Origin of the sequence: Micromonospora sp. C95, assembly GCF_018070465.1 — a bacterium.
In the GTDB taxonomy this organism is placed as follows: Bacteria; Actinomycetota; Actinomycetes; order Mycobacteriales; family Micromonosporaceae; genus Micromonospora.
This window is the reverse complement of the sequence record NZ_JAGPXT010000018.1, coordinates 19243-42375: the sequence shown is the minus strand read 5'-3', so window position 1 is coordinate 42375 and position 23133 is coordinate 19243. Positions and strand designations below refer to the sequence as shown.

The window sequence follows — 23133 nt, the reverse complement described above, 5'->3', positions numbered from 1 at the left end:
CCCGGGGGCAGGATGGGTTCGTGGCGGAACCCAGCACGACCCCCGGCGAGGGGGTGCTCTCCCGGTTCGGGCCGGCGACCCGGGAGTGGTTCGGTGCGGCGTTCGCCGCACCGACGGCGGCGCAGACCGGCGCCTGGAACGCGGTCGCCGCCGGCCGGCACGCCCTGGTCGTGGCGCCCACCGGCTCCGGCAAGACCCTCGCGGCGTTTCTGTGGTCACTCGACCGGCTGTCCCGCGAGACCACCCCGGCCGATCCTCGGCGGCGCTGCCGGGTGCTCTACGTCAGCCCGCTCAAGGCACTCGCGGTCGACGTCGAACGCAACCTCCGCGCCCCCCTCACCGGCATCCGGCAGGCCGCCACCCGGCTCGCCCTGCCCCCGCCGGAGATCACCGTCGGGATGCGTACCGGCGACACTCCCGCCGACGAGCGGCGGGCCTTCGCCCGCACGCCGCCGGACATCCTGATCACCACTCCGGAGTCGCTGTTCCTACTGCTCACGTCGGCCGCTCGGGACTCGCTGCGCGGTGTCGAGACCGTGATCGTCGACGAGGTGCACGCGGTCGCCGGCACCAAACGCGGCGCCCACCTGGCGCTCTCCCTGGAGCGGCTCGACGAGTTGCTGCCGGCGCCGGCACAGCGCATCGGGCTCTCCGCCACCGTCCGGCCGCTGGACGAGTGCGCCCGTTTCCTCGGCGGCGTCCGCCCGGTCGAGGTGGTCGCCCCGGCGACCGCCAAGACGATCGAGGTCAGCGTCCAGGTGCCGGTGGAGGACATGACCCGCCTCGACGAGCAGGCGACACCGGAGGACGACCTCGCCGGTCCCCGCACGGCATCCATCTGGCCGGCCGTGGAGGAACGGGTCTTCGCCCTGATCAGGGCACACCGCTCGACGATCGTCTTCACCAACTCCCGACGCAGCGCCGAACGTCTCTGCGCCCGGCTCAACGAGTTGGCCGCCGACCAGACGGCTGCGGCGGCACCGCCTCCGAGCGGCCCGGCTGCCCGGACGCCGGCCGAGATGATGGCCCAGGCCGGCGCGGTGTCCGGCGCCCCGCCGGTGATCGCCCGGGCGCACCACGGCAGCGTCTCCCGGGAGGAGCGCCGGCAGATCGAGGAGGCGCTGAAGGCGGGCCGGTTGCCGGCCGTGGTGGCCACCTCCAGTCTCGAACTCGGCATCGACATGGGCGCGGTCGACCTGGTCGTGCAGATCGAGGCGCCGCCGAGCGTGGCCGCCGGCCTGCAACGGGTGGGCCGGGCCGGGCACCAGGTCGGCGCGGTGTCGCGCGGGGTGGTCCTGCCCAAGCACCGGGGCGACCTGCTCTCCTGCGCGGTGGTCGCCGAGCGGATGGGCGAGGCGGCCATCGAGGAGCTGCGCCACCCCCGCAATCCGCTGGACGTGCTCGCCCAGCAGGTCGTCGCGATGGTCGCGCTTGACGAGTGGCGGGTCGGCGACCTGGCCACCGTCATCCGCCGGGCCGCTCCCTTCGCCGAGCTGCCCGACTCCGCGTTGCACGCCGTACTGGACATGCTCTCCGGCCGCTACCCGTCCACCGCCTTCGCCGAGCTTCGCCCCCGCCTGGTGTGGGATCGCGCCGCCGACGTGCTGACCGGCCGTCCCGGTGCCCAACGGCTCGCGGTGACAAGTGGCGGCACCATCCCCGACCGGGGCCTGTTCGGTGTCTTCCTGGCCGGCGCCCAGCGGGCCGCCCGGGTCGGCGAGCTGGACGAGGAGATGGTCTACGAGTCGCGGGTCGGCGACGTCTTCCTGCTCGGTTCGTCGTCCTGGCGGATCGAGGAGATCACACCGGACCGGGTGCTGGTCTCCCCCGCGCCCGGGCAGGCGGCGAAGATGCCGTTCTGGAAGGGCGACCAGCCGGGCCGGCCGGTGGAACTGGGCCGGGCGATCGGTGCCCGGGTGCGGGCTCTGCTCCGGCAGGACACCGAGCAGGCCACCGCCACGCTGCGGGCCACCGGGTTGGACGACTGGGCCGCCGGAAACCTGCTGACCTACCTGCACGAGCAGCGGGCGGCGACCCGGGCCCTGCCGGACGACCGGACGGTTGTCGTCGAACGCTTCCGTGACGAGCTTGGTGACTGGCGACTGGCCGTGCACAGCATCCTGGGCGCCCGGGTCAACGCGCCCTGGGCACTGGCCATCGGCCGCCGCCTCGCCGAGCGTTACGGGGTCGACGCGCAGGTGATGCCCGCCGACGACGGGATCGTGGTCCGGCTGCCGGACACCGCCGACACCCCGCCCGGCGCCGACGTGGTGGCCTTCGATCCGGAGGAGATCGCCCAACTGGTGGAGGAGTCGGTCGGCACCTCGACGCTGTTCGCCGCCCGCTTCCGGGAGTGCGCCGCCCGGTCGCTGCTGCTGCCCCGCCGCGATCCGCGCCGCCGCCAGCCGCTCTGGCAGCAACGGCAACGCGCCGCCCAACTGCTCGACGTGGCCCGCGAGTACGCCGACTTCCCGGTCACCCTGGAGGCGGCGCGGGAATGCCTGCAGGACGTCTTCGATCTGCCCGCGCTGACCGAGGTGATGCGTGACCTGGCCGGCCGCCGGGTGCGCCTGGTCGAGGTGGAGAGCGCCCGGCCGTCCCCGTTCGCCCGCTCGCTGCTCTTCGGCTACGTCGGTGCCTTCCTCTACGAGGGTGACGCTCCGCTGGCGGAACGCCGGGCCGCTGCCCTCACCCTGGATTCGGCCCTGCTCGGCGAGTTGCTCGGCCGGGTCGACCTGCGCGAGCTGCTCGACCCGGCGGTGCTCGCCGAGACCGAACGGCAACTGCGCTGGCGCACGGCCCAGCGCCGTACCCGCGACGCCGAGGATGTGATCGAGCTGCTCCGGCAGCTCGGCGACCTGAGCACCGCCGAGCTGGCCGAGCGCGGGGCACCCGAGGCGTGGCTGACCGACCTGGCCGCTGCCCGCCGGGTGCTGCGGGTCCGCATCGCCGGGCAGGAACGCTGGGTCGGCGTCGAGGATGCCGGCCGGCTGCGGGACGCCCTCGGCGTGGCCCTACCGGTCGGTGTCGCCGAGGCGTACCTCGAACCGGTCGCCGACCCGCTCGGCGACCTGGTGGCCCGGTACGCCCGCACCCACACCCCGTTCACCGCCGCCGGCTGCGCGGCCCGGTTCGGGCTCGGGGTCTTCGTGGTCGAGCAGGCGCTGCGCCGGCTGGCCGCCACCGGCCGGGTGGTCTCCGGCGAGTTCACCCCGGAGACGGCGGGCACCCAGTGGTGCGACGCCGAGGTGCTGCGCCTGCTGCGCCGCCGGTCCCTCGCCGCGCTACGCCGCGAGATCGAGCCGGTGCCACCGCAGGCCCTGGCCGCCTTCCTGCCCCGCTGGCAGCAGATCGGGGCCTCGGCACGGGGCGTCGAGGCGGTGGCTGCGACGGTCGAGCAGTTGCAGGGTGCCTCGGTGCCCGCGTCGGCGCTGGAACGGCTGGTACTGCCCGCCCGGGTCGCCGACTACTCCCCCGCCCAGCTCGACGAACTGTGCGCCAGCGGTGAGGTGCTGTGGGCCGGCGCGGGGGCGATCTCCGGTGGGGACGGCTGGGTCAGCCTGGCGTACGCCGACTCGGCTGCCCTGCTGCTCCCGCCGCCGGACGAGACCCTCACGCGCACACCCCTGCACGACGCCGTGCTGGACGCGCTCGACGCCGGGCAGGCCCTGTTCTTCCGGCCGTTGGCCGACCGGGTCGGCGCCACCGACGATGCCGAGCTGACCGCCGTCATCTGGGACCTGGTCTGGGCCGGCCACCTCACCAACGACACCCTGGCTCCGTTGCGGGCGGTCCTCGGCGCCGGTGGCGCGCACCGTGCCCGCCCGACCGCGGCCCGCGGCCGTTACCGCCGGCCCGGACGGGTGGCGCTGCCGAGTCGCGGTGGGCCGCCGACGGTGGCCGGGCGCTGGTCCCGGCTGCCGGCGCGGGACACCGACCCGACCCGCCGCGCCGCCGCCCTCGCCGACGTCCTGTTGGAACGGCACGGTGTGCTGACCCGGGGCGCGGTGGTGGCCGAGCAGGTGGCGGGCGGCTTCGCCGCCGTCTACCCGGTGCTGTCCGCGCTGGAGGAGCGCGGCGCGGCCCGACGCGGATACTTCGTCGACGGGTTGGGCGCGGCGCAGTTCGCGGTGCCCGGCGCGGTGGACCGGATCCGCGCCGGCGCCGATCCACTCGACGGTGGCCGGTCTCGGGGCGGGGCCACGGTGGTGCTGGCCGCCACCGACCCGGCGAATCCGTACGGCGCGGCGCTGCCCTGGCCGGAGCGGGCCGTCGACTCCGGTGACGCGGCGTCGCCGCCGACCAGCGGGCACCGGGCGGGTCGCAAGGCCGGGGCGTTGGTCGTGCTGGTCGAGGGCGGGTTGGCGCTCTACGTGGAGCGGGGTGGGCGGACGCTGCTCTCCTTCACCGACGACGTCGACGCGCTGGGCGCGGCCGGCAAGGCGCTTGCCGACGCCGTCCACTCCGGCGCGCTGGGCCCGATCTCGGTGGAACGCGCCGACGGCGAGTCCGTACGCTCGTCGCCGCTACGCGACGCCCTGACCGCCGCCGGCTTCCGCACCACCCCCCGCGGCCTCCGCCTCCGCCCCTGACCCCCCACCCCCACCCCACCACCGTCGCGATCTTGCACTTTTCGTCGCGACAATTCGGCTCGAATAGGGCATGTCGGCGACCAGAAGTGCAAGATCGCGCGCACCAGGAGGGGGAGGGAGGGGCTTCAGCGGAGCTTGTCGAGGACCTTTTCGTAGCGGGGGCGGTCGGCGGGCGGCGTCGGTGCCTCCAGGTAGTTGAGCACCACGGTGCCGCTGCGGTAGGCGGCCCCGCTCCACCGCTCGGCCAGGTCACCGGCGCTGCTCTCGTCGGGGAAGACGTAGACGGCCACGTTGTCGGTCACGACCAGTTCCGAGCAGCCCAACCCCAACCCGTCCGGTCCACAGTCGACTGATCGGTCCCGGACGTTGGCCGCCTTCAGCCCGGCCGACCGGAACGCCGCCACGACCTCCCGGCCGGTCGGTTCGCCGGCCTGGCGGGGCGGCAGCTCCACCGGCGGCGGGCTCGGCGGTCGCCGTTCGGTGGTGCGGTCGGCGCCGGTCGGCGCCGGTCGGGGCGACGACGGCGGTACGGCACTGCCCGTGGCAGCCTCCCCCGGGGCGGCCGGGCTCGCCGCGCCGGTCGGCGCAGTTGCGGCGTTCGGCGGGGCCGGATCCGCCGGTGGTCCGCTGACGGTCGGGGCCGGTGCGGCGGCAGGCGGTGCGTCCTGGTCGGCTCCGCAGGCGGCGAGGGCCACGGCGACCATCAGCACAACGACGGTTGGCAGCATCCGGTGACTCACCCACGCAGTCTGTCCAACCGGGACCGCCACCGGCAGTGGCCGGTCGGTCAGCCACGCTGTCGGCTTTCCGGCATCGGAGCGCCCACCTCACGACTCCCACAGACCGACGTGGTGCGGCAGCGGCGGCGCGGGTATGCCGCTGTCGGGGATTGGCGGTGGAAGCGGCGATCCCGCGCCGGCACCGTCCGCCGGGGCGACGGATACGGGCGTACGATCCGGTGCCGTGACCAGCAGCGCAGCCCGCGAGTCCCGACCACCGCCCGAGGTCGTCTCGCTGACCACCGACTACGGCCTCGCCGACGGCTTCGTGGCGGTCTGCCACGGGGTGATCGCCCGCGTCGCGCCCGCGCTGCGGGTCATCGACGTGACCCACCTGGTGCCGCCGGGCGACGTCCGGCGGGGCGCTGCGGTGCTGGCCCAGACCGTGCCGCACCTGCCACCGGGGGTGCACGTGGCGGTGGTCGACCCCGGGGTCGGTACGAACCGCCGGGGTGTCGCGCTGGGCACCCCCACGGGTCTGCTGGTCGGCCCGGACAACGGCCTGCTGCTGGACGCCGCCGCGGCGCTCGGTGGGGTGACCGGGGCGGTGGAGCTGACCAATCCGCGCTGGCTGGCGCCCCGGGTGTCGGCCACCTTCCACGGGCGGGACGTCTTCGCCCCCGTCGCGGCCCACCTGGCTCGCGGTGCCCCGCTGGCCGACGCCGGCCCGGCGATCGATCCGACGACGCTGGTGCGGCTGCCCGAACCGCTGCTCCGCCGGCGGCCGGACGGGTTCGTCGCCGAGGTGCTGACGGTGGACCATTTCGGGAACGTCCAGTTGGCCGCCCCGGCCGAGCTGCTCGACCCCCTGCCGGGGCGGGTCCGGGTGTGTCCGGTGACCGAGCCGACCGCACCCGGCGCGGTCGCCGAGGACGGGCCGGCCGGCGTCGGCGGGTGGGAGCGGGAGGCGGTGCACGGACGTACCTTCGGTGACGCCCCCGTCGGTGCCCTGGTGGCGCACGTCGACTCGACCGGCCGGGTCGCGCTCTCCGTCAACGGTGGACACGCCGCGGAACTGCTCGCGGTGGCCCCGGGTACGCTGCTGCGGGTCCGGGGTTACGGCGTCGTGGGGGACGCTCCCGGACAACACGGATGAAGTGTCTACTGTGGAAAGCTGTCAAGGTGGATGATCGCTGGGTTCCCGCCGCTTGTCCCTGCTGCGCGTACCGGACCGGCGGCGGCACCTGCCCGGTCTGTTTCTGGACAGATGACGGTCAGGGCGACGCCGACGCGGACGTCGTACGCGGTGGGGCGAACGGCGATCTGAGCCTGTCGCACGCCCGCCTCAACTTCGCCGTCTACGGTGCCTGCCACCCTCGGTACCAGGAGCTGGTACGGACGCCGAGGCCGGAGGAGATGCCCTGAGTCAGCCGGGCCGGGGCACCCGCTGACGCGGCGAGCCGGGCCGGCCTGGGAGGACGCCGACCCGGCTCGGGGTGCCGCTCTCAGCAGAGCGGCACCGACCCACCCCAGACCGTCGAGATGTACGCGTGGCTGACGAACTGCCCACCGGCCAGGCGATTCCACCGGTTGGTGGTGCGGTACGGGCCGACGATCGTCTGCCCGGTCACGTAGCACTGGATCGGCACGTTCGCGTACTGGGCGGCCAGGCCCCGGGACGGGTAGCCGGTACTCGGTCCGGAGCGCACCGTCAACGGTCCGTCACCGACCACCCCTCGGGGCCCGGTGCCGGTCCACAGGTACGCCACGTCGACCCAGGCGTTCGTGGACAGCTGCAACCCGTCCCAGAACGTCCCGTCGGCGAGGTCGATGCCGGCCGGGTTGAGCACCAGCCGACCGAACTGGTCCCGCCCGCCGTTGTAACCGTCCTGGTACGCGGCCTGCGCCTGCGGCCTGCCCTGCGGCAGCGCCTTCCAGTTCTCCCGCACCGCGCTGAGGTTCCAGTAGTCGTCGCGGGTGTTCCACGGGCCGACGTCCCAGACCGGGGCGTACTCGCAGCGACTGCCGGTGACGGTGCAGACCCGGACGGTGTAATCGCCGGTGTTGCGTGGCGACAGCCCCCGGCGGGAGGGCAACGCGACGAAATGGTCCCGGACGCGAACCGTGTGCCCGTTCGCGGTCAGCTCGCCCACCAGTCCGATCCGGGTCGCGTACACCCGGTAGGTCAGGCCGGGGGTGGCCGCGGTGGTGGCGGCGACGGTGTCGGCGGTGAGCCGGACGGCGCGGACCTCGGTGCTGGCACCGGAGGGGCTGCCGGTCAACACCACCCGAGCCTGTACCCGGCGGACCGGCCGGTCGAAGACGGCCGCGGGCGCCGCATCGCGCCATTCGGTCCAGCCGGCGGCCCGCCAGCCGCGGACCTGCACGGTCGCGGTGGCGCCGGACCGGGCGACGACGGTGGCCTGGGCACGGATCCGGGTGGCCGGGCGACTGAGGGTACGCGGTACGCCCACCAGCATCCCCTCGGCGACGGCGCTGCGTCGGGCGGGCACGCCGGGTGGCCGGGCGTCGGCCAGTCGCAGGCCGGCGCGGGTGTGCCGCACGTTGACGTCGTCGGCGCCGACGACCGACAGATCGGCGGTCCACCGGTCGGCCCGGCCGGCCGAGGAGGCGGAGTGCGGATGGAGGGCGACGGCGAGGACGGTGGCCAGGAGGGCGGCCAGGACGGCATTGCGGGGACGATTCATCGGCATTCTCCTCAGAACTCCCCGATAGTGCCTATATCCGTAGATCGAACAGAAGCACCATACAAATAGCGATACATGTGAATTGCGCTCGGGTGAGGGAGAATGGTGCCGTGCCCGAAGGTGACACCGTCTGGAACACCGCCCGCGTCCTGGAACGCGCGCTGGTCGGCACCCGGCTGACCGGCAGCGATTTCCGGGTGCCCGCGCTCGCCACCACCGACCTCACCGGCTGGTCGGTATGCGACAGCGCGAGCCGGGGCAAACACCTGCTGCTCCGGCTGGACGCCCCCGCCGGCACCGGTGAGTCGCGCTGGACGCTGCACTCGCATCTGCGGATGGACGGCACCTGGCGGACGTACGCGCCCGGACAGCGGTGGACGGCCCGGCCGGCACACCTGATCCGGGTGGTGCTGCGTGCCCCGGCCGCGACCGCCGTCGGCTACCACCTGCATGAGGTGGCGCTGGTGCCCACCGCCGACGAGGAGCGCCTCGTCGGTCACCTCGGCCCCGACCTGCTCGGTGCCGACTGGGATCCGGCCGAGGCCACCCGTCGGCTCGCCACCCATCCGGACACCCCGGTCGGGGTGGCCCTGCTCGACCAGCGCATCCTGGCCGGCGTCGGCAACCTCTACAAATGCGAGGTGCTGTTCCTGCGCGGCGTGCACCCCCGCACCCCCGTGCGGGACGTACCCGACCTCACCGGCCTGGTGACCCTGGCGCAGAAGCTGCTGGCCGCGAACCGGGGTCGCTGGACGCAGAGCACCACCGGCGCGCTGGCGCGGGGCCGGACCAGCTACGTGTACGGGCGCCGGGCGCAGCCGTGCCGGCGCTGCGGCACCGCCATCCGCAAGGAGGAGTTGGGCGACCGGGTCACCTACTGGTGTCCCACCTGCCAGCCCGGCGCGCCGACCTGAGCGGTCACCGCGCATCTTCCACGCAGCGGTCTGGGCAGGTCGGGGCGGGTGGACGGCCGGCCACGCCAGCGGCGCGGAGTGGCGGCGGCGACACGCCGGCAGCTCGGCAGATTGGCACGAAAGGGGACTTCCTAACCGGCCACCACCCGTCGCATGCTGCGGTTGAGGGCTCACGGAACGTCAGCCCGCGCGTCCGCGCCGCCACGTCGGGGTGGTGACCGTCGCGCCCCGATCACCGGGAGAGCCATGGCCGTTTTCCGCAGACTCCGGTCGACCTGGTTGGACCGCGCCGCCCGCACCGACCAGCCGGGCGCAGTGACGCGGGCTCCGGCGGTGCCCGGGCAGCCGCACCCGGAACCGACCCCACCCCGGCCGGCGCCGGCGAGCCTCGACCCGGCGGCGGCACCCCGCTGCTTCGGCACGGTGCCGAACCACGCCTACAGTCCACTGCCCGGTCACGACGAGGACGGGCAGGTGATGGTCGGCACCGGGTTGCGCAAGTTCGTCGACCCGCTGCCCGGCCTCGGCCCGCTGGGACGTACCCCGCACGGTGCCCACCTGCCGGTCGCCGTGCCTGACACGATCACCTATCCCGGTTGCGACTACTACGAGATCGGGCTCCAGGAATACACCCAACGGCTGCACCGGGACCTGCCGGCGACCCGGCTGCGCGGCTACCGCCAACTGAACCTGGGCACCAACCCGGACGGGCACAACACGGTCGCCCCGCCACGGCGACCCTGGCATCTCGGTCCGGTCGTGCTCGCCCGACGCGGCCGGCCGGTACGCATCAAGTTCATCAACCAGCTGCCCACCGGCGACCTCTTCCTGCCGGTCGACCCGACCGTGCCCGGTGCCGGTCCGGGGCCCCTCGACGGGCCGGCGCCCTACCCGCAGAACCGGGCCGTGCTGCACCTCTGCGGCGCGCTCACCGGCTGGATCAGCGCCGGTGGCCCCTGGCACTGGATCAGTCCGGCGGGTGAGATCACCCCCTATCCCACCGGTACCGGCCTGACCCACGTGCCGGACATGCCCCATCCCGGTCAGGGTGCCACCACCCGCTACTACCCCAACGACCAGAGTGGTCGCCTGCTCTGGTTCCACGACAACACCGTCGGGCTCTCCCGGCTGACCAGCTACTCCGGTCAGCTCGCGCTCTACCTGCTCACCGACGACGCCGAGGAGCGGTTGACCGCCGACGGGACGCTGCCGGCCGAGCAGTTGCCGCTGGTCTTCGAGGACAAGACGTTCGTGCCGGACGACGCCCAGCTCGCCGCCCAGGATCCGACCTGGGATCGGGACCGGTGGGGTTCACGCGGTTCCCTCTGGCACCCGCACGTCTACCAGACCCGCCAGAACCCGTACCGCCGCGACGGGATCAACCCGACCGGCCGGTGGGACTACGGGCCCTGGTCGCGTACCGCCACTGCTGGCCCCGACGCCTCCGCCGCCACCATGCCCAACCCGCATCACGACCCGGTCACCGACCCGGACGAGCCGCCGCAGACCCCAGGCGTGCCGCATCCGAGCGCGGTGCCCGCCGCGTTCGGCGACACGGTCCTGGTGAACGGGGCCGCGTACCCGTGCCTGGAGGTGCAGCCGAAGGTTCACCGGTGGCGCATCCTCAACGCCTGCACCGACCGCTGGCTCAATCTGCAGCTGTACCGGGCTGTCTCGGATGCGCCGATGTGGACACCGCAGGGCATCCTCGCCGACGCCGCCGCAGGTGAGGTGCCGATGGTCGACGCGGTCCGCGCTCCGGACCGGCCGGCGGACTGGCCGACCGACGGGCGGCCCGGTGGCGTGCCGGACCCGGCGGCGGCCGGCCCGGAGATGATCCGGATCGGCAACGAGGGCGGCCTGCTGCCAGCGCCGGTGGTCGTGCCGAATCGACCGATCGGCTTCCGCTACGACCGACGCGACCCGACCGTACTCAACGTCGACGGCCACGCGCTGCTGCTCGCCCCCGGCGAACGGGCCGACGTGCTCGTGGACTTCGCCACCGTCGACCCCGGCACCACCCTGATCCTGTACAACGACTGCCCCGCCCCGCTGCCCTGCTTCGACCCCCGCTACGACCACCTCACCGGTGGCCCCGACCGGACCGCCGAGGGCGGTGCGCCGCCGACCCTGCCCGGATACGGTCCGAACACCCGAACGCTGATGCAGCTACGGGTGACGGGTACCCCGGCCCGGCCGTACGACCTCGACCGGCTACGGGACCGCCTGCCCGCCGCGTACGCGGCCAGCCAGCGTCCCCCGGTCGTGCCGCAACCGGCCTACGACCCCTGCTTCGGCACCACGAGTGCGCCGACCCGGATTCCGGTCCACGCCAGTACCGTCGAGTTCACCCCGCCCGGCGGGGCACCGGTGAGCCTGCCGCTGACCGTCAGGTCCGTGTGCCAGGTCTTCGAGCCCGAGTACGGCAGACTCGCCGGTCGCCTCGGTGTGGCCCATCCGCACGGCGGGCCACGCGGCGCGGCCACCCTGCCGCTCGGTCCCACCGACCCGGCGACCGAGGTGGTGCACGCCAGCGATTCGGCCCTGGCGGTCGGCACACCGGGCGACGGCAGTCAGCTCTGGCGGGTACGCGGCTGTGGGCGGCAGAGCCATCCGGTGCGGTTCGACGGCCTCGACGTGCAGGTGGTCGGCCGGGTCGGTCGGGACGGCACGATCCGGCCACCGCACCCCGGCGAACTCGGCTGGAAGCAGGTGGTGCGCGTCGATCCCGGTGAGGACGTGCTGCTCGCGCTGCGTCCCGAGGCACCGCTGCTACCGTTCAAGATCGGCGACTGCGTACGGCTGCTCGACCCGACCCGACCAGCCGGCGCCCGGCTCGACTCCACCCCGATCAGTCCGCTCGACGGACGACCCGCAGCGGTGGTCAACCAGCTGGTGAATCTCGGCTGGGAGTTCCGCTGGGGCAGCGCGGCGGCCGGGCATCGCGATCTGGGCATGAACCGCCCGCTCGTGGTCCGGGTCTCGCCCCGGGCCCCGACCGGGCTCACCGCGGCACCCGTCCCCGGCTCGGCCACCGCGCTACCGGCGATCACCCTCGCCTGGACCGGCAGCGGCAGCCGCCCGCCGGCCACCAGCCACCTGCTGCACCGGGCCACCGACGCGACCTTCACCAACGGGCTGACCACCATCACCGTGGCGGCCACCGCGACCCGGTACACCGACGCCACCGTCACCCCGGCCGTCACCTACCACTACCGCATCCGCGCCGAGAACGCGACGAGCTGCTCCACCTGGTCGAACAGCGTTCCCGCGTCCGTTCAGCTCACCGCGCCGGCCAAGCTGACCGCGACAATTCCACCCGCCGCACCGCTGCGGGTGGCGCTGCGCTGGGCCAACAACTCCTTCGCCACCGGCATCGACGTGCAACGCGCCACCAACCCGACCTTCACCAGTGGGCCCGGCACCACCGCGATAAGCGTCGGCGACAGCCACCTGGACCCGGCGGTCGCGCCCGACACCACCTACTACTACCGGGTACGCACCACCTACCTGGGCGCCGCCTCACCCTGGTCCACCCTGGCCGCGGTGACCACCCCACCCGCGCCCGGCACACCGACCTCGGTCAGCGTGGCCACCACCGCTCCCGGCCCGGACACCGCGACCGTGGTGCTCGGCTGGTCGGCAAGCACGCCCGCCGGGCAGGGCGCCGGCTTCACCGTGGAACGGGCCCTGGACCCGGCGTTCACCCGGGAGCTGGCCACCTTCACCGTGACCGGTCGGGGCTTCACCAACACCGGCCTGTCCCGGGGCGTGACCTACCACTACCGGGTGCGCTCGTTCAACGTGGTCGGCGCCTCCCCGTACACCGGCCCAATCCCGGTCACCACCCCCGAGTGACTCCGCGCTCCGGTACGGTCAGCGGTTCTCTGCTTCGCCCGTGGTCGACGGCGCTTCGCTCGCCGGCGTCCTGCGCAACCACAGCCACACGCCGGCCAGCCCGCACACCGCGCCGCCGACCGCGATCGCCGACTCGGCCAGGCCGGAAAGATCGTCCGTGAACGGGAAGGTACGCGAGACGACAAGCGCCAGAAACGCGATAAGCAGCAGCAGCACTGCAAGAACCCGCTGTCGATTCATAGCCGCAATTGGATCACACCCGGTCCAGGATCCAACATGGCAGGATCTTGAACCCCGCCCGGTCTGTTCACGGGCCGGCGGGGCGGCCGACGGCGCGTAGTTCGGACAGCGCGGCGGCGAAGCCGTGCAGGAGGTCGGTCGCTTCGGTCAGCCGGGCGGCTGCCGGGTGTTCGGTCTCGGGGCGGTACTCCTCGGCGAGGTAGCCGGCGGCGGCGACGACAAGCCGCTCGTACGCCGTCACGCCCGTCTCCAGTTGGCCGGTGAGCGCCCGGTGCGCCTCGGCCAGCGGCGGCTTCGCGTCGGCCGGGGCGAGGCGGACCGCACGTTCCACGCTGGCGACCCGGTTGGCCAGTTCACGCAGGGACTGTTCGGCGGCGGAGGCTTCGGCGACGGCCGGTTCGGCGAGGCCGGTCAGCCGGCCCGACATGGATGCCATGGTCGCGGCGGCCCGGTCCAGGCGCTCCCACGGTTGGGCGGCGGCGGTGCCGCGCAGTGCGGTGCGGGAGCGGACCCGACGCACCTCGGCCAGCACGCCGGCACCGGCGGGGAGACGTTCCACGGCGGCGACCAGGCGGGCGCGGTTGCGGGCGGCCACCTGGGCCGGGTCCAGCGGTGGTGGAGCGGGTTGGGCGGCGAGGGCACGCAGGTCCACCCAACGCCAGGCGGCCAATGCGGTGGCCGCGCCCGCGGCGGCGGCCCATGCCGCGTCAGCCAGACCGATCCCGGCGTACGGGGTCAGCACCGCAGCTGCGCCGCCGAGCCCGCCGGCCAGGACGCTCCACCGGCGGGCGGAGCCGCGCAGCCGGCTCAGCCGGCGGAAATACCGGGTGCGCTCGTCCGCAGCCACCGTCGCCTCCTCGATTCTCCGCTCAGCCGGCGGCCGTGGTGTCGCCGGTGCCGCGTTCGCGGCTCATGCTGGCGCGGATCTCGTCGAGCCGGGCCACTCCCGGGTCCGCGCTCGCCGGTTGCTCCTCGGCGGTGCCGCGGTCGGTGCCCGCACCGAGCTGCTCGCCGGCCATGCTGGCGCGGATCTGGTCCAGCCGGGCGGAACCGGCCGTGTCCAGGGTCGCCTTCTGGATCTCCAGCATCCGGCCCTCGGTCGAGTTGCCGGCCAACTCGGCCCGGCCCATGGCGTTGGCGTAACGGCGTTCGATGCGCTCGCGTACCTCGTCGAGGGTGGGCGTGCTGCCGGGGGCGGTGAGCGCCGACATGGACTCCAGCGAGGCGGCGACGCTCTCCTGCATCTTGGCCTGCTCCAGCTGGCTGAGCAGCTTGGCGCGCTCGGCGAGCTTCTGCTGGAGGATCATGGAATTGTTCTCCACCGCCCGGCGGGCCTGCCCGGCGGCGGCCAGCGCCTGGTCGTGCAGGGTCTTCAGGTCCTCCGCGGACTGTTCGGCGTTCACCAACTGGGTGGCCAGGGTCTGCGCGGACTGCTCGTACCGCCCGGCCTCGGTCTCGTCACCCTTGGCCCGGGCCTGATCGGCCAGGACCAGCGCCTGGCGGGCATTTGCCTGCAACCGCTCGACGTCGGACATCTGCCGGGACAGCTTCATCTCCAACTGCCGCTGGTTGCCGATCACGGCGGCGGCCTGCTGGACGAGCGCCTGGTGCTGCCGGTGCGCCTCGTCGATGGCCTGCTGGAGCTGCACCTTGGGGTCGGCGTGCTCGTCGATGCGGGCGCCGAAGAGCGCCATCAGGTACTTCCACCCCTTGACGAACGGGTTCGCCATCTCCGCGGTATCCCCTCAATCACGTCGCTGTGCCTGCCCCACCCCCGGGGAACGGCTCGGCTACCAGCGATGGTGGCTCCATCGTCCCAGCCGGGCGCCAACACGGCATCCGTACCGGCGAGAGGGGACGTCCGCGATCAACCCTACGCGGCGGGAGCTACCGCGACCATCGGCCGCGAGGCTCAGGCGGCGCAGACCACGTCCCGGTCGCTGCGGTCGGCGGGCCGGACCCGGGCGCTGCGCAGCGTGGCCTTGAGCGGGGAATCCTGCCGCACCGAGACGGCGACGTTGCCGTCCGAGGTGACCTGGCGTACGCCCCGACCGGTGGCCTTGTGCACCGGCGCGGCGGCGACCGGCGTCGATTCGGTCGGCTCGTCCTGCACCGGCACCAGCACGCCGGGCATCTGTTCGGCGAGTGCGACCGTGTCGCTGACCTCGCGCAGCAGCTCGGACAGGCGGGCACCCAGCGCGTCGCAGATCGCCGCGAGCAGCTCGCTGGAGGGTTCCTTATGGCCGCGTTCGATCTCCGAGAGGTAGCCCAGGCTGACGTTGGCTGCGGACGAGACCTCGCGCAGCGTGCGGTGCTGCCCCTGCCGGCGCGCCCGTAGTGCGTCACCGATCACCCGGCGTAGCAGGACCATCGCACCTCCCCTGGGGGACACAGTTCGCCCGGCCGACCGGCCTGCGGGAGCACCGGCTGTCGGAGCTTTCCCGCAACCGTACCCGCTGTGCGCCGCCGCGACATCCCGCCCCGCCCGGTCATCCCACGGCCGCCGTCCACCGCTCGGCCGATCCGTGGCAGCGCAGGTGTCCGATCCGCCCGTACGACGGCACCTGGAGTGCCCCGGTCGGTGGCACCCAGCATCGACGACGGCGAGGTCAGGCCGGCTGGGGGGCGTCGATCCGGTCAGCCAACAGGCGCAGGGCCTCGGTCACGGCGGCACCCCGGACCTGGTCGCGACCACCAGCAAGATTCAGTTGCCGCACCTCGGTGCCGTCCGATCCGGCCACCGCGACGAAGACCAGACCGACCGGCTTGCCGCCCTGCGGTTCCGGTCCGGCCACACCGGTGGTGGCCAGACCCCAGTCGGCGCCGCAGCGTCGCCGCCCACCCTCGGCGAGCGCCTTCGCCACATCGGGGTCGACCGGGCCGCGTTCGGCCAGCAGATCCGCCGGTACGTCGGCCAGCCGTTCCTTCAGCTCGGTGGCGTAGACCACCAGCCCACCCCGGTAGACGGCGCTCGCCCCGGCGATCTCCACCACGGTGGCGGCCAACAGCCCGCCGGTCAGCGACTCGACGGTGGCGAACGTCTCCCGCCGCTCGGCGAGGCGGTGCACCACGCCTGCCGCCGCAGCGCCCATCGAACCCTCACCCTCGCGTACACCCATGATCTGCATCCTTCCCGGCCCCGGGGCGGTCTACCCGTAGCAACGCCGTTGACCGCTCACCCCTGGGTGCGTCGCAACCGGGTGGCCTGGGCGAGGTAGTCCAGCCCGGTGACGAGGGTGACCACGACCGCCGCGCCCATGATCCAGGGTCCGATCGGGGTGAGAGCGGCCGGCATCGGCCAGAGATACCAGGTGATGGCCAGTACCTGAAGCGCAGTCTTGATCTTGCCGCCCCGGCTGGCGGCGATCACGCCGCGCCGGATCACCCAGAACCTCAGCGCCGTGATCCCCAGTTCCCGGGCCAGGATGACCACCGTGACCCACCAGGGCAGCCGGTCGTACCAGGACAACAGCAGCAGGGCGGCACCGGTGAGCGCCTTGTCGGCGATCGGGTCGGCCACCTTTCCGACGGCGGTGACAAGCGCGAACCTGCGGGCGATCCACCCGTCGACAAGATCCGTGACCGAGGCCACGGCGAAGATCAGGCAGGCGATGACCTGCCATCCGGCCTGCGTCATCCCCGACACGACCACCGAGGCGGCGAAGACCGGTACGAGCACCAGCCGCAGCGCGGTCAGGGCGTTCGCGGCGTTGACCACGGGCACCCGGGCCACCACCGGCACCGCAGGTGACTCCGTCGCCCCGGTCATCGAATCGCCCCGCTCGGGTGGCGCACCCGGCACCGCACCTCGTGCCTCCCCCGCCTCGTCCCAGCCCACCGTCACCGCGCCGCGCCGGGCGCGGCGGAGATCATCGCATCCGGCACGGCGTGCAGGTCGACGCCCTCGGTACCGGTCACCGTGGCGCGGACCAGGTCTCCGGGGCGCAGCGCGGCCAGGTCGACGCCACCGCCGTCGGGGGCGACCAGGGTGGTCGACCCGTCCACCTCCGGCGCCTGGTGTGCGGCCCGTCCCTCGACGACCCCATCGTCGACCGAGTCGACGAGCACCTCCACCGTCGAGCCGAGGCGATCCTCGGCCCGCTGTGAACACAGCTCGTCGGCGAGCGCGCTGAGCCTGTCGTACCGGCGCTTGATGGTGGCGGCGGAAACCTTGCCCGACAGTCCGGCGGCCTCGGTGCCGTCCTCGTCGCTGTAGTCGAAGACGCCGATCGCGTCGAGCCGGGCCTCGGTGAGAAACCGCACCAGTTCGTCGACGTCGCTCCGGGTCTCGCCGGGGAACCCGACGATGAAGTTGCTGCGGGCCCCGGCCTCCGGTGCCAACTGCCGGGCGGCGGCGAGCAGGTCCAGAAACCGGTCGGTGGAGCCGAAACGGCGCATCCGGCGCAACACCGGCTCGCTGGAGTGCTGGAACGACAGGTCGAAGTAGGGTGCCACCCCCGGCGTGCCGGCGATCGCCTCGATCAGCCCGGGCCGGGTCTCGGCCGGCTGGAGGTAGCTGGCCCGGACCCGGACGATGCCCTCGACGGCGGCGAGCTGCGGCAGCAGCTTCTCCAGCGCGCGCGGGTCGCCCAGGTCCTTGCCGTACGACGTCGAGTTCTCGCTGACCAGCACGAGTTCCCGGACGCCGCTCTTGGCCAGCCACTCGGCCTCGGCGAGCAGCTCGTCCGGTGTGCGCGAGACGAAGGCGCCCCGGAAGGCGGGGATGGCGCAGAACGCGCAGCGCCGGTCGCAGCCGCTGGCCAGCTTGAGCGAGGCCACCGGTCCGCTGTCCAACCGGCGACGCAGCACGGTACGCAGGTGGGCCGGGGTGTGCTCGTCGACGTCGCTACCCCGGCCGTGCCCGGGCAGGGAGACCGCGCTGTCGCGCCGGGCGACCGGGGTCAGCGGCAGCAGCTCGCGCCGGTCGCGGGGAGTGTGCGCGGCCACCTCCCGGCCGGCGACCACCGCGTCCAGCCGGGCGGCGATGTCCGGGTAGTCGTCGAAGCTGAGCACCGCCTGCGCCTCGGGAAGGCTGTCGGCCAGTTCCCGACCGTACCGCTCGGCCATGCAGCCGGCGGCGACCACCTTGGCACCGGTGTCGGCGGCGGCCAGCAGGGTCTGGATCGAATCCTGCTTGGCCTTCTCCACGAACCCGCAGGTGTTGACGACCACCACGTCGGCGCCCTCGCCGTCGGTGGTCACCTGCCAGCCGTCGGCGTGCAGGCGGGCGGCCAACTCCTCCGAATCGACCTCGTTACGGGCACAGCCCAGGGTCAGCAGTGCGACCCGGCGACCATCGGGGGCAGGAGAGGAGGTGGCAGACACCATCCGAGGGTACCGGGCGACGACGCCCGCACCGGCGACGGCGGTCTGCGCCGGGTCGGCTCGCTCAGACCGCCGCGGCGAGGATCCGGACCACCCGGTCGAGCAGGAAGACCTCGGTGCCGGCCAGACCGACCGAGCAGAAGACCGAGATCTGGTCCGCACCGGTGCGGCCGGGTGCCGCGCCCGCCAGCACCGCGCCCAGGTCGCGCAGCCGGGAGGCGTACGGCGGCAGCGCGGCGAGCATCGGCGGGGTGTACGACCGCGCCTGCGCCACCGAGTCGGTGGCCAGCACGGTGGCGGCGTCGAGCAGGTCGGTGCCGAACTCCGCGCGGTCCACCTGCTTGAAGCCGACCACGTTGACGTGGGTCCCGGGACGCAGGTCGGCGGCGCTGAGCACCGGAGTCGGGCTGGCGGTGGCCAGCACCACCACGTCCCGGTCGCGTACCGCCTCCCGGGCGGTGTCCACCGCGCGGGCCGGGACGCCGAGTTCCGCCCGCACCCGGGCGGCAAACGCCTCCCGCCGCGCGGCCGAGCGGCTGTGCACGGTCACCTCGCGCAGACGCCGCACGGCGGCGGCCGCCCAGACCTGGGTCCACGCCTGACCACCGGAGCCGATCACGCCGACGGTGGCCGCGTCCGCACGGGCCAGCGTGTCCACCGCCACCGCGCCGAGTGCGCCGGTACGCCGGGAACCCAGTTCCTCCCCTACGGCCACGGCCCGCACCGCGCCGGTCCTCCCGTCGTGCAGCACCACCACCTGCTCGGTCTCCGGGTGCCCGAACGTGTCGTACGCCCGGTACCCGTACCACTGCCCGACCAGGTGCCCGGCGGTGAGCACCATCCGGCCGCCGCCCAGCGGCGCGGCGGCCCGGGGTGGGGCGACGAGCCGCCCGTGGTACGCGGCGAGCAGGGCCTGACGCATCGCGTCGACCGAGGTCGCCGCGTCCAGCGCGGCGGCGACCTCCGGATCGGAGATGAGCACGGTCACGCGTCCATGGTGCAGCTTGAAGCGGACTTGAGGTATACCCCGGGTGATCCGTCTCACCCGGGCGGCCCGTTGCCCGGTGCTACGGTCGGTTTCGGCGGTCCACGCGGCCGCCCCGGACGAGTCGCGGGCGTACCCGGTCAGGCCAAGACGCCCCGCATGACGGACCCGACTCGTCCCGGCCCCGGCGGCCGGGCAAGGCTCGAAGAGGTGACCTGATGGCCTGGCTCGTGCTGGTGCTCTCCGGACTGCTCGAAACGGCCTGGGCGATCGCCCTGGACCGCTCCGCCGGATTCACCCGACCCGTCGCCTCGGTGGTCTTCGCGGTCACGTTGGTGCTGAGCATGGCCGGCCTGGCGTACGCGTTGCGGGAGATCCCGGTCGGCACCGGCTATGCGGTGTGGGTCGGCATCGGCGCGGTCGGCACCGCCGTCGTCGGCATGGTGGCGCTCGGCGAGCCGGCCAACCTGCCCCGCCTGCTCAGCCTGCTGCTGGTGGTGGCCGGCGTGATCGGGCTCAAGCTGTTTCACTGATGTGTGTGCGTGGCGATCGTCCGTAGTGGGTAGAGATCCGGACGGCAGACCTGAGACTCACCCCTGGAGGAAGACATGGCCACCAGCACCGTCCGCTCGACCAGCGCCGCCCGCATCTGCACCATCGTGGGTTTCGTGTGCGCGGTACTCGCGCTGCTGCTCAACCCGATCCTCTTCGGAGTCATCGGTCTGGTCCTCGGCGTCGTCGGCGCGGTGCTCGGTGACAAGCCGCTCGGCTGGTACGCCGCCGCGGCCAACGTGGTCGCCATGCTGCTGAGCATGCTGATCCTCAGCGCACTCTGATCCCGGCTGTTTTCGACGGCCCGCCGCGCTCCGCGGCGGGCCGTCGTCATGCCTGCGCCACCCGCACGACGGCCCCTGCCGTCCCTCGCCCGCACGTGGCTGTCCCACCTCTGTGGAGCGACCACGCACGGACACGCACAGCTACCGTCTCCGCCGGACACAATCCGTAGCGTCAGCCGCCCACCCACCCTTACCCCTCCGTCGCCTTTGCTCTGCTTCAACCCGCGCAATAGCTTGTGAGCTGGGGTGACCAAACGGCCCCCCGCCGTCGAACGACGACGGACCATCACCCTCGGTGACCGTTGCGTATGGTGAAGCAGAGCAAAGGCGACGGAGGGGTTGGTGGGTTCCGGCTAGGTAGTTACCTTGAGTGACGGGGTCGGTCAGCCGTGGTCGGCGAGCGCCTCCACGCCCGCCTCAGCCGTCGCCACCCCGCAGGCCCTCCAGGACCTCTTCCAGCTCGTCCGGCTTGACCAGTACGTCGCGTGCCTTGGAGCCCTCCGACGGGCCGACCACGCCCCGGGTCTCCATCAGGTCCATCAGCCGGCCCGCCTTGGCGAAGCCGACCCGCAACTTGCGTTGCAGCATCGAGGTCGAGCCGAACTGCGAGGTGACCACGAGCTCGACCGCCTGCACCAGCAGGTCCAGGTCGTCGCCGATGTCCTCGTCGATCTTCTTCTTGCTGTCCTGCGCGGGGGTCAGCACGTCCGGGCGGAACTCCGGCTCACGCTGGTCCTTGCAGAACTTCACCACATCGTTGATCTCGCGCTCGGTGACCCAGGCGCCCTGGATCCGCACCGGCTTCGAGGCACCCATCGGCAGGAACAGCCCGTCGCCCCGGCCGAGCAATTTCTCCGCGCCCGGCTGGTCGAGGATGACCCGGGAATCGGCCAGGGACGAGGTGGCGAAGGCCAGCCGGGACGGCACGTTGGCCTTGATCAGGCCGGTCACCACGTCGACCGAGGGCCGTTGGGTGGCGAGCACCAGGTGGATGCCGGCGGCCCGGGCGAGCTGGGTGATCCGCACGATCGAGTCCTCGACGTCGCGTGGGGCGACCATCATGAGGTCGGCCAACTCGTCCACGATCACCAGCAGGTACGGGTACGGGCGCATCTCGCGCTCACTGCCCGGTGGCGCCTTGATCTCGCCGTTGCGGACCTTCCGGTTGAAGTCGTCGATGTGCCGGACCCCGTTCGCGGCGAGGTCGTCGTAACGCATGTCCATCTCGCGGACGACCCACTCCAGTGAGTCGGCCGCCTTCTTGGCGTTGGTCACGATCGGGGTGACCAGGTGCGGGATGCCCTCGTAGCCGGTCATCTCGACCCGCTTCGGGTCGATCAGCAGCAGCCGCACCTCGTCCGGCGTGGCCCGGGTCAAAATGGACATAAGTAGGGAATTCAGGCAGCTCGACTTGCCGGCGCCGGTGGCTCCCGCGATCAGGATGTGCGGCATCTTGGCCAGGTTGGCCACCACGTAGCCGCCCTCGATGTCCTTGCCGAGCGCAACCACCATCGGATGGTGGTCGCTGGTGGCGGCGCGCGAACGCAGCACGTCGCCCAGGGACACGTTCTCCGGGTCGGTGTTCGGGATCTCCACGCCCACCGCGCTCTTGCCCGGGATCGGGCTCAGGATGCGTACGTCCGGGGACTTCACCGCGTACGCGATGTTGCGGGAGAGCTGGGTGATCCGCTCCACCTTGACGCCGTGGCCCAACTCGACCTCGTAGCGGGTCACCGTCGGCCCCCGGGTGAAGCCGGTCACCGCCGCGTCCACGTCGAACTGGTCGAAGACGCCGGTGAGCGCGGCGATCACTTCGTCGTTGGCCTTGCTGCGGGTCTTCGGTGCCGCCCCGCTGCCGAGCATGTTCGACGGAGGCAGCGTGTAGTCGCCGGCCAGACCGGTAAGCGCGAGCTGCTCGGCCCGGGTCGGCGCGGGTGAGTGCTCCGGCGGCTCGGCGGGCTTGCGGCTGGCGGGCACCCGGGACGGCGCCTTGCGCGGCAGGACCATGGTCTCCTGCAGATCCGCGCCGTCCAGGTCGTCGAACTCGTCCGGGTCGACCGGCGGGGCCGCCCGCTTGGTGGGGCGCCGGCGGGTCGGCGTCGCGGACGCCTCCGCCGGCTCCGTCTCGTCCTGCCCGACCACCCCACCGGCCAGCAGACCGAGCCGCTCGGGAATCTTGTTGATCGGCGTCGCGGTGACCACCAGCAGCCCGAACACCAGCAACAGGACCAGCAGCGGCACCGCCACCCAGGCGGTGACCGCGCGCTCAAGCACGCTGCCCACGCCCGCGCCGATCAGGCCACCGGCGAAGTCCCGTTCGCCCGGGCCGGCCGGCTGCTGGCCGATGTGCAACAGCGCGGCGGTGGAGACCAGCATGGAACCCCAGCCGACCAGCCCGCGCCCGCGGTGCTCGGGGTCGCCGGGCTGCCGCATCAGCCGCCAGGCGCCGATGCCCAGCAGGACCGGCACCACGATGGAGATCGCACCGAGGAAGAGCCGCACGGTGTCGGCGAGTCGGGCACCGACCGGGCCGGCCGCGGAGAACCAGATCGCGCCCGCACCGAGCAGGGCGAGGCCGATGAGCAGCAGGCCGGCACCGTCGCGACGGTGCTCCGGGTCGAGGTCGCGGGCCGAGGCGGCCTGCCGGCCGGCGGCGCGGACCGCCCAGCCGACCCCGTGGGCCAGGCCCATCCACAGTGCCTGCAGGGCCCGACCGACGTACGCGGCGGGGCCCGGCCCCCTCGTCGAGGTCCGGCGCCGCGCCGGCGCACGGGTGGTCTTCTTGGCCGGCTGGCGGGCACGACTGTTCGCGCCGCCACGCGGCGACGCGCCGCGCCGCCGACTCGCCTGAGGGGTACGGCCCGCCATAGCATCACCGTAACGGCGGGCCGGGTGATTGGCCGGTCATCCTGGTCGCTCCGCGTGTCGCAGCGCGGTCCCCGCCGCCTGCCGTGAT

At 73.4% G+C, this 23133-nt stretch carries 18 protein-coding genes and 1 riboswitch; of the genes, 7 read left to right on the top strand and 11 right to left on the bottom strand.

Going from position 1 to position 23133, the window contains the following annotated elements:
* The first annotated feature begins 20 nt into the window (after positions 1 to 20).
* Entirely contained in the window at positions 21 to 4592 is a 4572-nt protein-coding gene (locus KBX00_RS19860; protein ID WP_307868932.1) for an ATP-dependent helicase, read from the top strand.
* 125 nt (positions 4593 to 4717) lie between these two features.
* Here KBX00_RS19860 and KBX00_RS19855 read toward each other — a convergent pair whose 3' ends face one another.
* Entirely contained in the window at positions 4718 to 5332 is a 615-nt protein-coding gene (locus KBX00_RS19855) for a hypothetical protein (RefSeq protein WP_210829132.1), read from the bottom strand.
* 223 nt (positions 5333 to 5555) lie between these two features.
* Between KBX00_RS19855 and KBX00_RS19850 the strand changes: the two genes are divergently transcribed.
* Both KBX00_RS19850 and KBX00_RS19845 read left to right on the top strand, forming a co-directional pair.
* Positions 5556 to 6467 carry an SAM-dependent chlorinase/fluorinase gene (locus tag KBX00_RS19850; RefSeq protein WP_307868930.1) on the top strand — a complete coding sequence of 304 codons (912 nt, stop codon included), beginning with the start codon at positions 5556 to 5558 and terminating at the stop codon, positions 6465 to 6467.
* A 26-nt stretch (positions 6468 to 6493) separates the two neighbouring features.
* Entirely contained in the window at positions 6494 to 6736 is a 243-nt protein-coding gene (locus KBX00_RS19845) for a CPCC family cysteine-rich protein (protein ID WP_164445633.1), read from the top strand.
* Between the two features lie 80 nt (positions 6737 to 6816).
* Here KBX00_RS19845 and KBX00_RS19840 read toward each other — a convergent pair whose 3' ends face one another.
* Entirely contained in the window at positions 6817 to 8019 is a 1203-nt protein-coding gene (locus tag KBX00_RS19840) for a hypothetical protein (RefSeq protein ID WP_210829129.1), read from the bottom strand.
* Between the two features lie 110 nt (positions 8020 to 8129).
* Here KBX00_RS19840 and KBX00_RS19835 point away from each other — a divergent pair, with 110 nt between their 5' ends.
* Together KBX00_RS19835 and KBX00_RS19830 are read left to right on the top strand one after the other, a co-directional pair.
* Positions 8130 to 8933: an Fpg/Nei family DNA glycosylase gene (locus tag KBX00_RS19835; protein ID WP_210829127.1), complete on the top strand. Its 804-nt coding sequence runs from the start codon at positions 8130 to 8132 to the stop codon at positions 8931 to 8933.
* A 246-nt stretch (positions 8934 to 9179) separates the two neighbouring features.
* A complete protein-coding gene (locus KBX00_RS19830) occupies positions 9180 to 12791 on the top strand; it encodes a hypothetical protein (RefSeq protein ID WP_210829125.1) in 3612 nt (1203 codons plus the stop codon).
* Positions 12792 to 12809: 18 nt separating this feature from the next.
* Here KBX00_RS19830 and KBX00_RS19825 read toward each other — a convergent pair whose 3' ends face one another.
* From KBX00_RS19825 to KBX00_RS19790, 8 genes are all read right to left on the bottom strand, one after another.
* Positions 12810 to 13007, bottom strand: coding sequence for a hypothetical protein (locus KBX00_RS19825; protein ID WP_307868926.1), 198 nt, complete (start codon positions 13005 to 13007; stop codon positions 12810 to 12812).
* Positions 13008 to 13098: 91 nt separating this feature from the next.
* Complete coding sequence (locus KBX00_RS19820) at positions 13099 to 13878, bottom strand: hypothetical protein (protein WP_210829121.1); 780 nt, start codon at positions 13876 to 13878, stop codon at positions 13099 to 13101.
* 22 nt (positions 13879 to 13900) lie between these two features.
* Complete coding sequence (locus KBX00_RS19815; protein WP_210829119.1) at positions 13901 to 14761, bottom strand: PspA/IM30 family protein; 861 nt, start codon at positions 14759 to 14761, stop codon at positions 13901 to 13903.
* A 182-nt stretch (positions 14762 to 14943) separates the two neighbouring features.
* Positions 14944 to 15402: a helix-turn-helix domain-containing protein gene (locus KBX00_RS19810; RefSeq protein ID WP_210829117.1), complete on the bottom strand. Its 459-nt coding sequence runs from the start codon at positions 15400 to 15402 to the stop codon at positions 14944 to 14946.
* Between the two features lie 238 nt (positions 15403 to 15640).
* Positions 15641 to 16150: a CinA family protein gene (locus tag KBX00_RS19805; RefSeq protein ID WP_210829115.1), complete on the bottom strand. Its 510-nt coding sequence runs from the start codon at positions 16148 to 16150 to the stop codon at positions 15641 to 15643.
* 56 nt (positions 16151 to 16206) lie between these two features.
* On the bottom strand, positions 16207 to 16800 hold the full coding sequence (gene pgsA, locus KBX00_RS19800) for a CDP-diacylglycerol--glycerol-3-phosphate 3-phosphatidyltransferase (protein WP_210829113.1): 594 nt from the start codon (positions 16798 to 16800) through the stop codon (positions 16207 to 16209).
* A 71-nt stretch (positions 16801 to 16871) separates the two neighbouring features.
* Entirely contained in the window at positions 16872 to 18359 is a 1488-nt protein-coding gene (gene rimO / locus KBX00_RS19795; protein ID WP_210829111.1) for a 30S ribosomal protein S12 methylthiotransferase RimO, read from the bottom strand.
* A gap of 61 nt (positions 18360 to 18420) precedes the next feature.
* The gene (locus KBX00_RS19790; RefSeq protein WP_210829109.1) at positions 18421 to 19344 is read right to left on the bottom strand and encodes an ornithine cyclodeaminase family protein; all 924 of its coding nucleotides are present in this window, start codon (positions 19342 to 19344) and stop codon (positions 18421 to 18423) included.
* A gap of 90 nt (positions 19345 to 19434) precedes the next feature.
* A riboswitch (guanidine-III (ykkC-III) riboswitch) is annotated at positions 19435 to 19501 on the top strand.
* Positions 19502 to 19559: 58 nt separating this feature from the next.
* Here KBX00_RS19790 and KBX00_RS19785 point away from each other — a divergent pair.
* Positions 19560 to 19874, top strand: coding sequence for a multidrug efflux SMR transporter (locus KBX00_RS19785; RefSeq protein ID WP_210829107.1), 315 nt, complete (start codon positions 19560 to 19562; stop codon positions 19872 to 19874).
* A 75-nt stretch (positions 19875 to 19949) separates the two neighbouring features.
* On the top strand, positions 19950 to 20177 hold the full coding sequence (locus KBX00_RS19780; RefSeq protein ID WP_093410153.1) for a hypothetical protein: 228 nt from the start codon (positions 19950 to 19952) through the stop codon (positions 20175 to 20177).
* 417 nt (positions 20178 to 20594) lie between these two features.
* On the opposite strand, the gene KBX00_RS19775 is transcribed toward KBX00_RS19780, so the two are convergent.
* Positions 20595 to 23045, bottom strand: a complete 2451-nt coding sequence (locus tag KBX00_RS19775) for a DNA translocase FtsK (protein ID WP_210829104.1) — start codon at positions 23043 to 23045, stop codon at positions 20595 to 20597.
* Between the last annotated feature and the right edge of the window lie 88 nt (positions 23046 to 23133).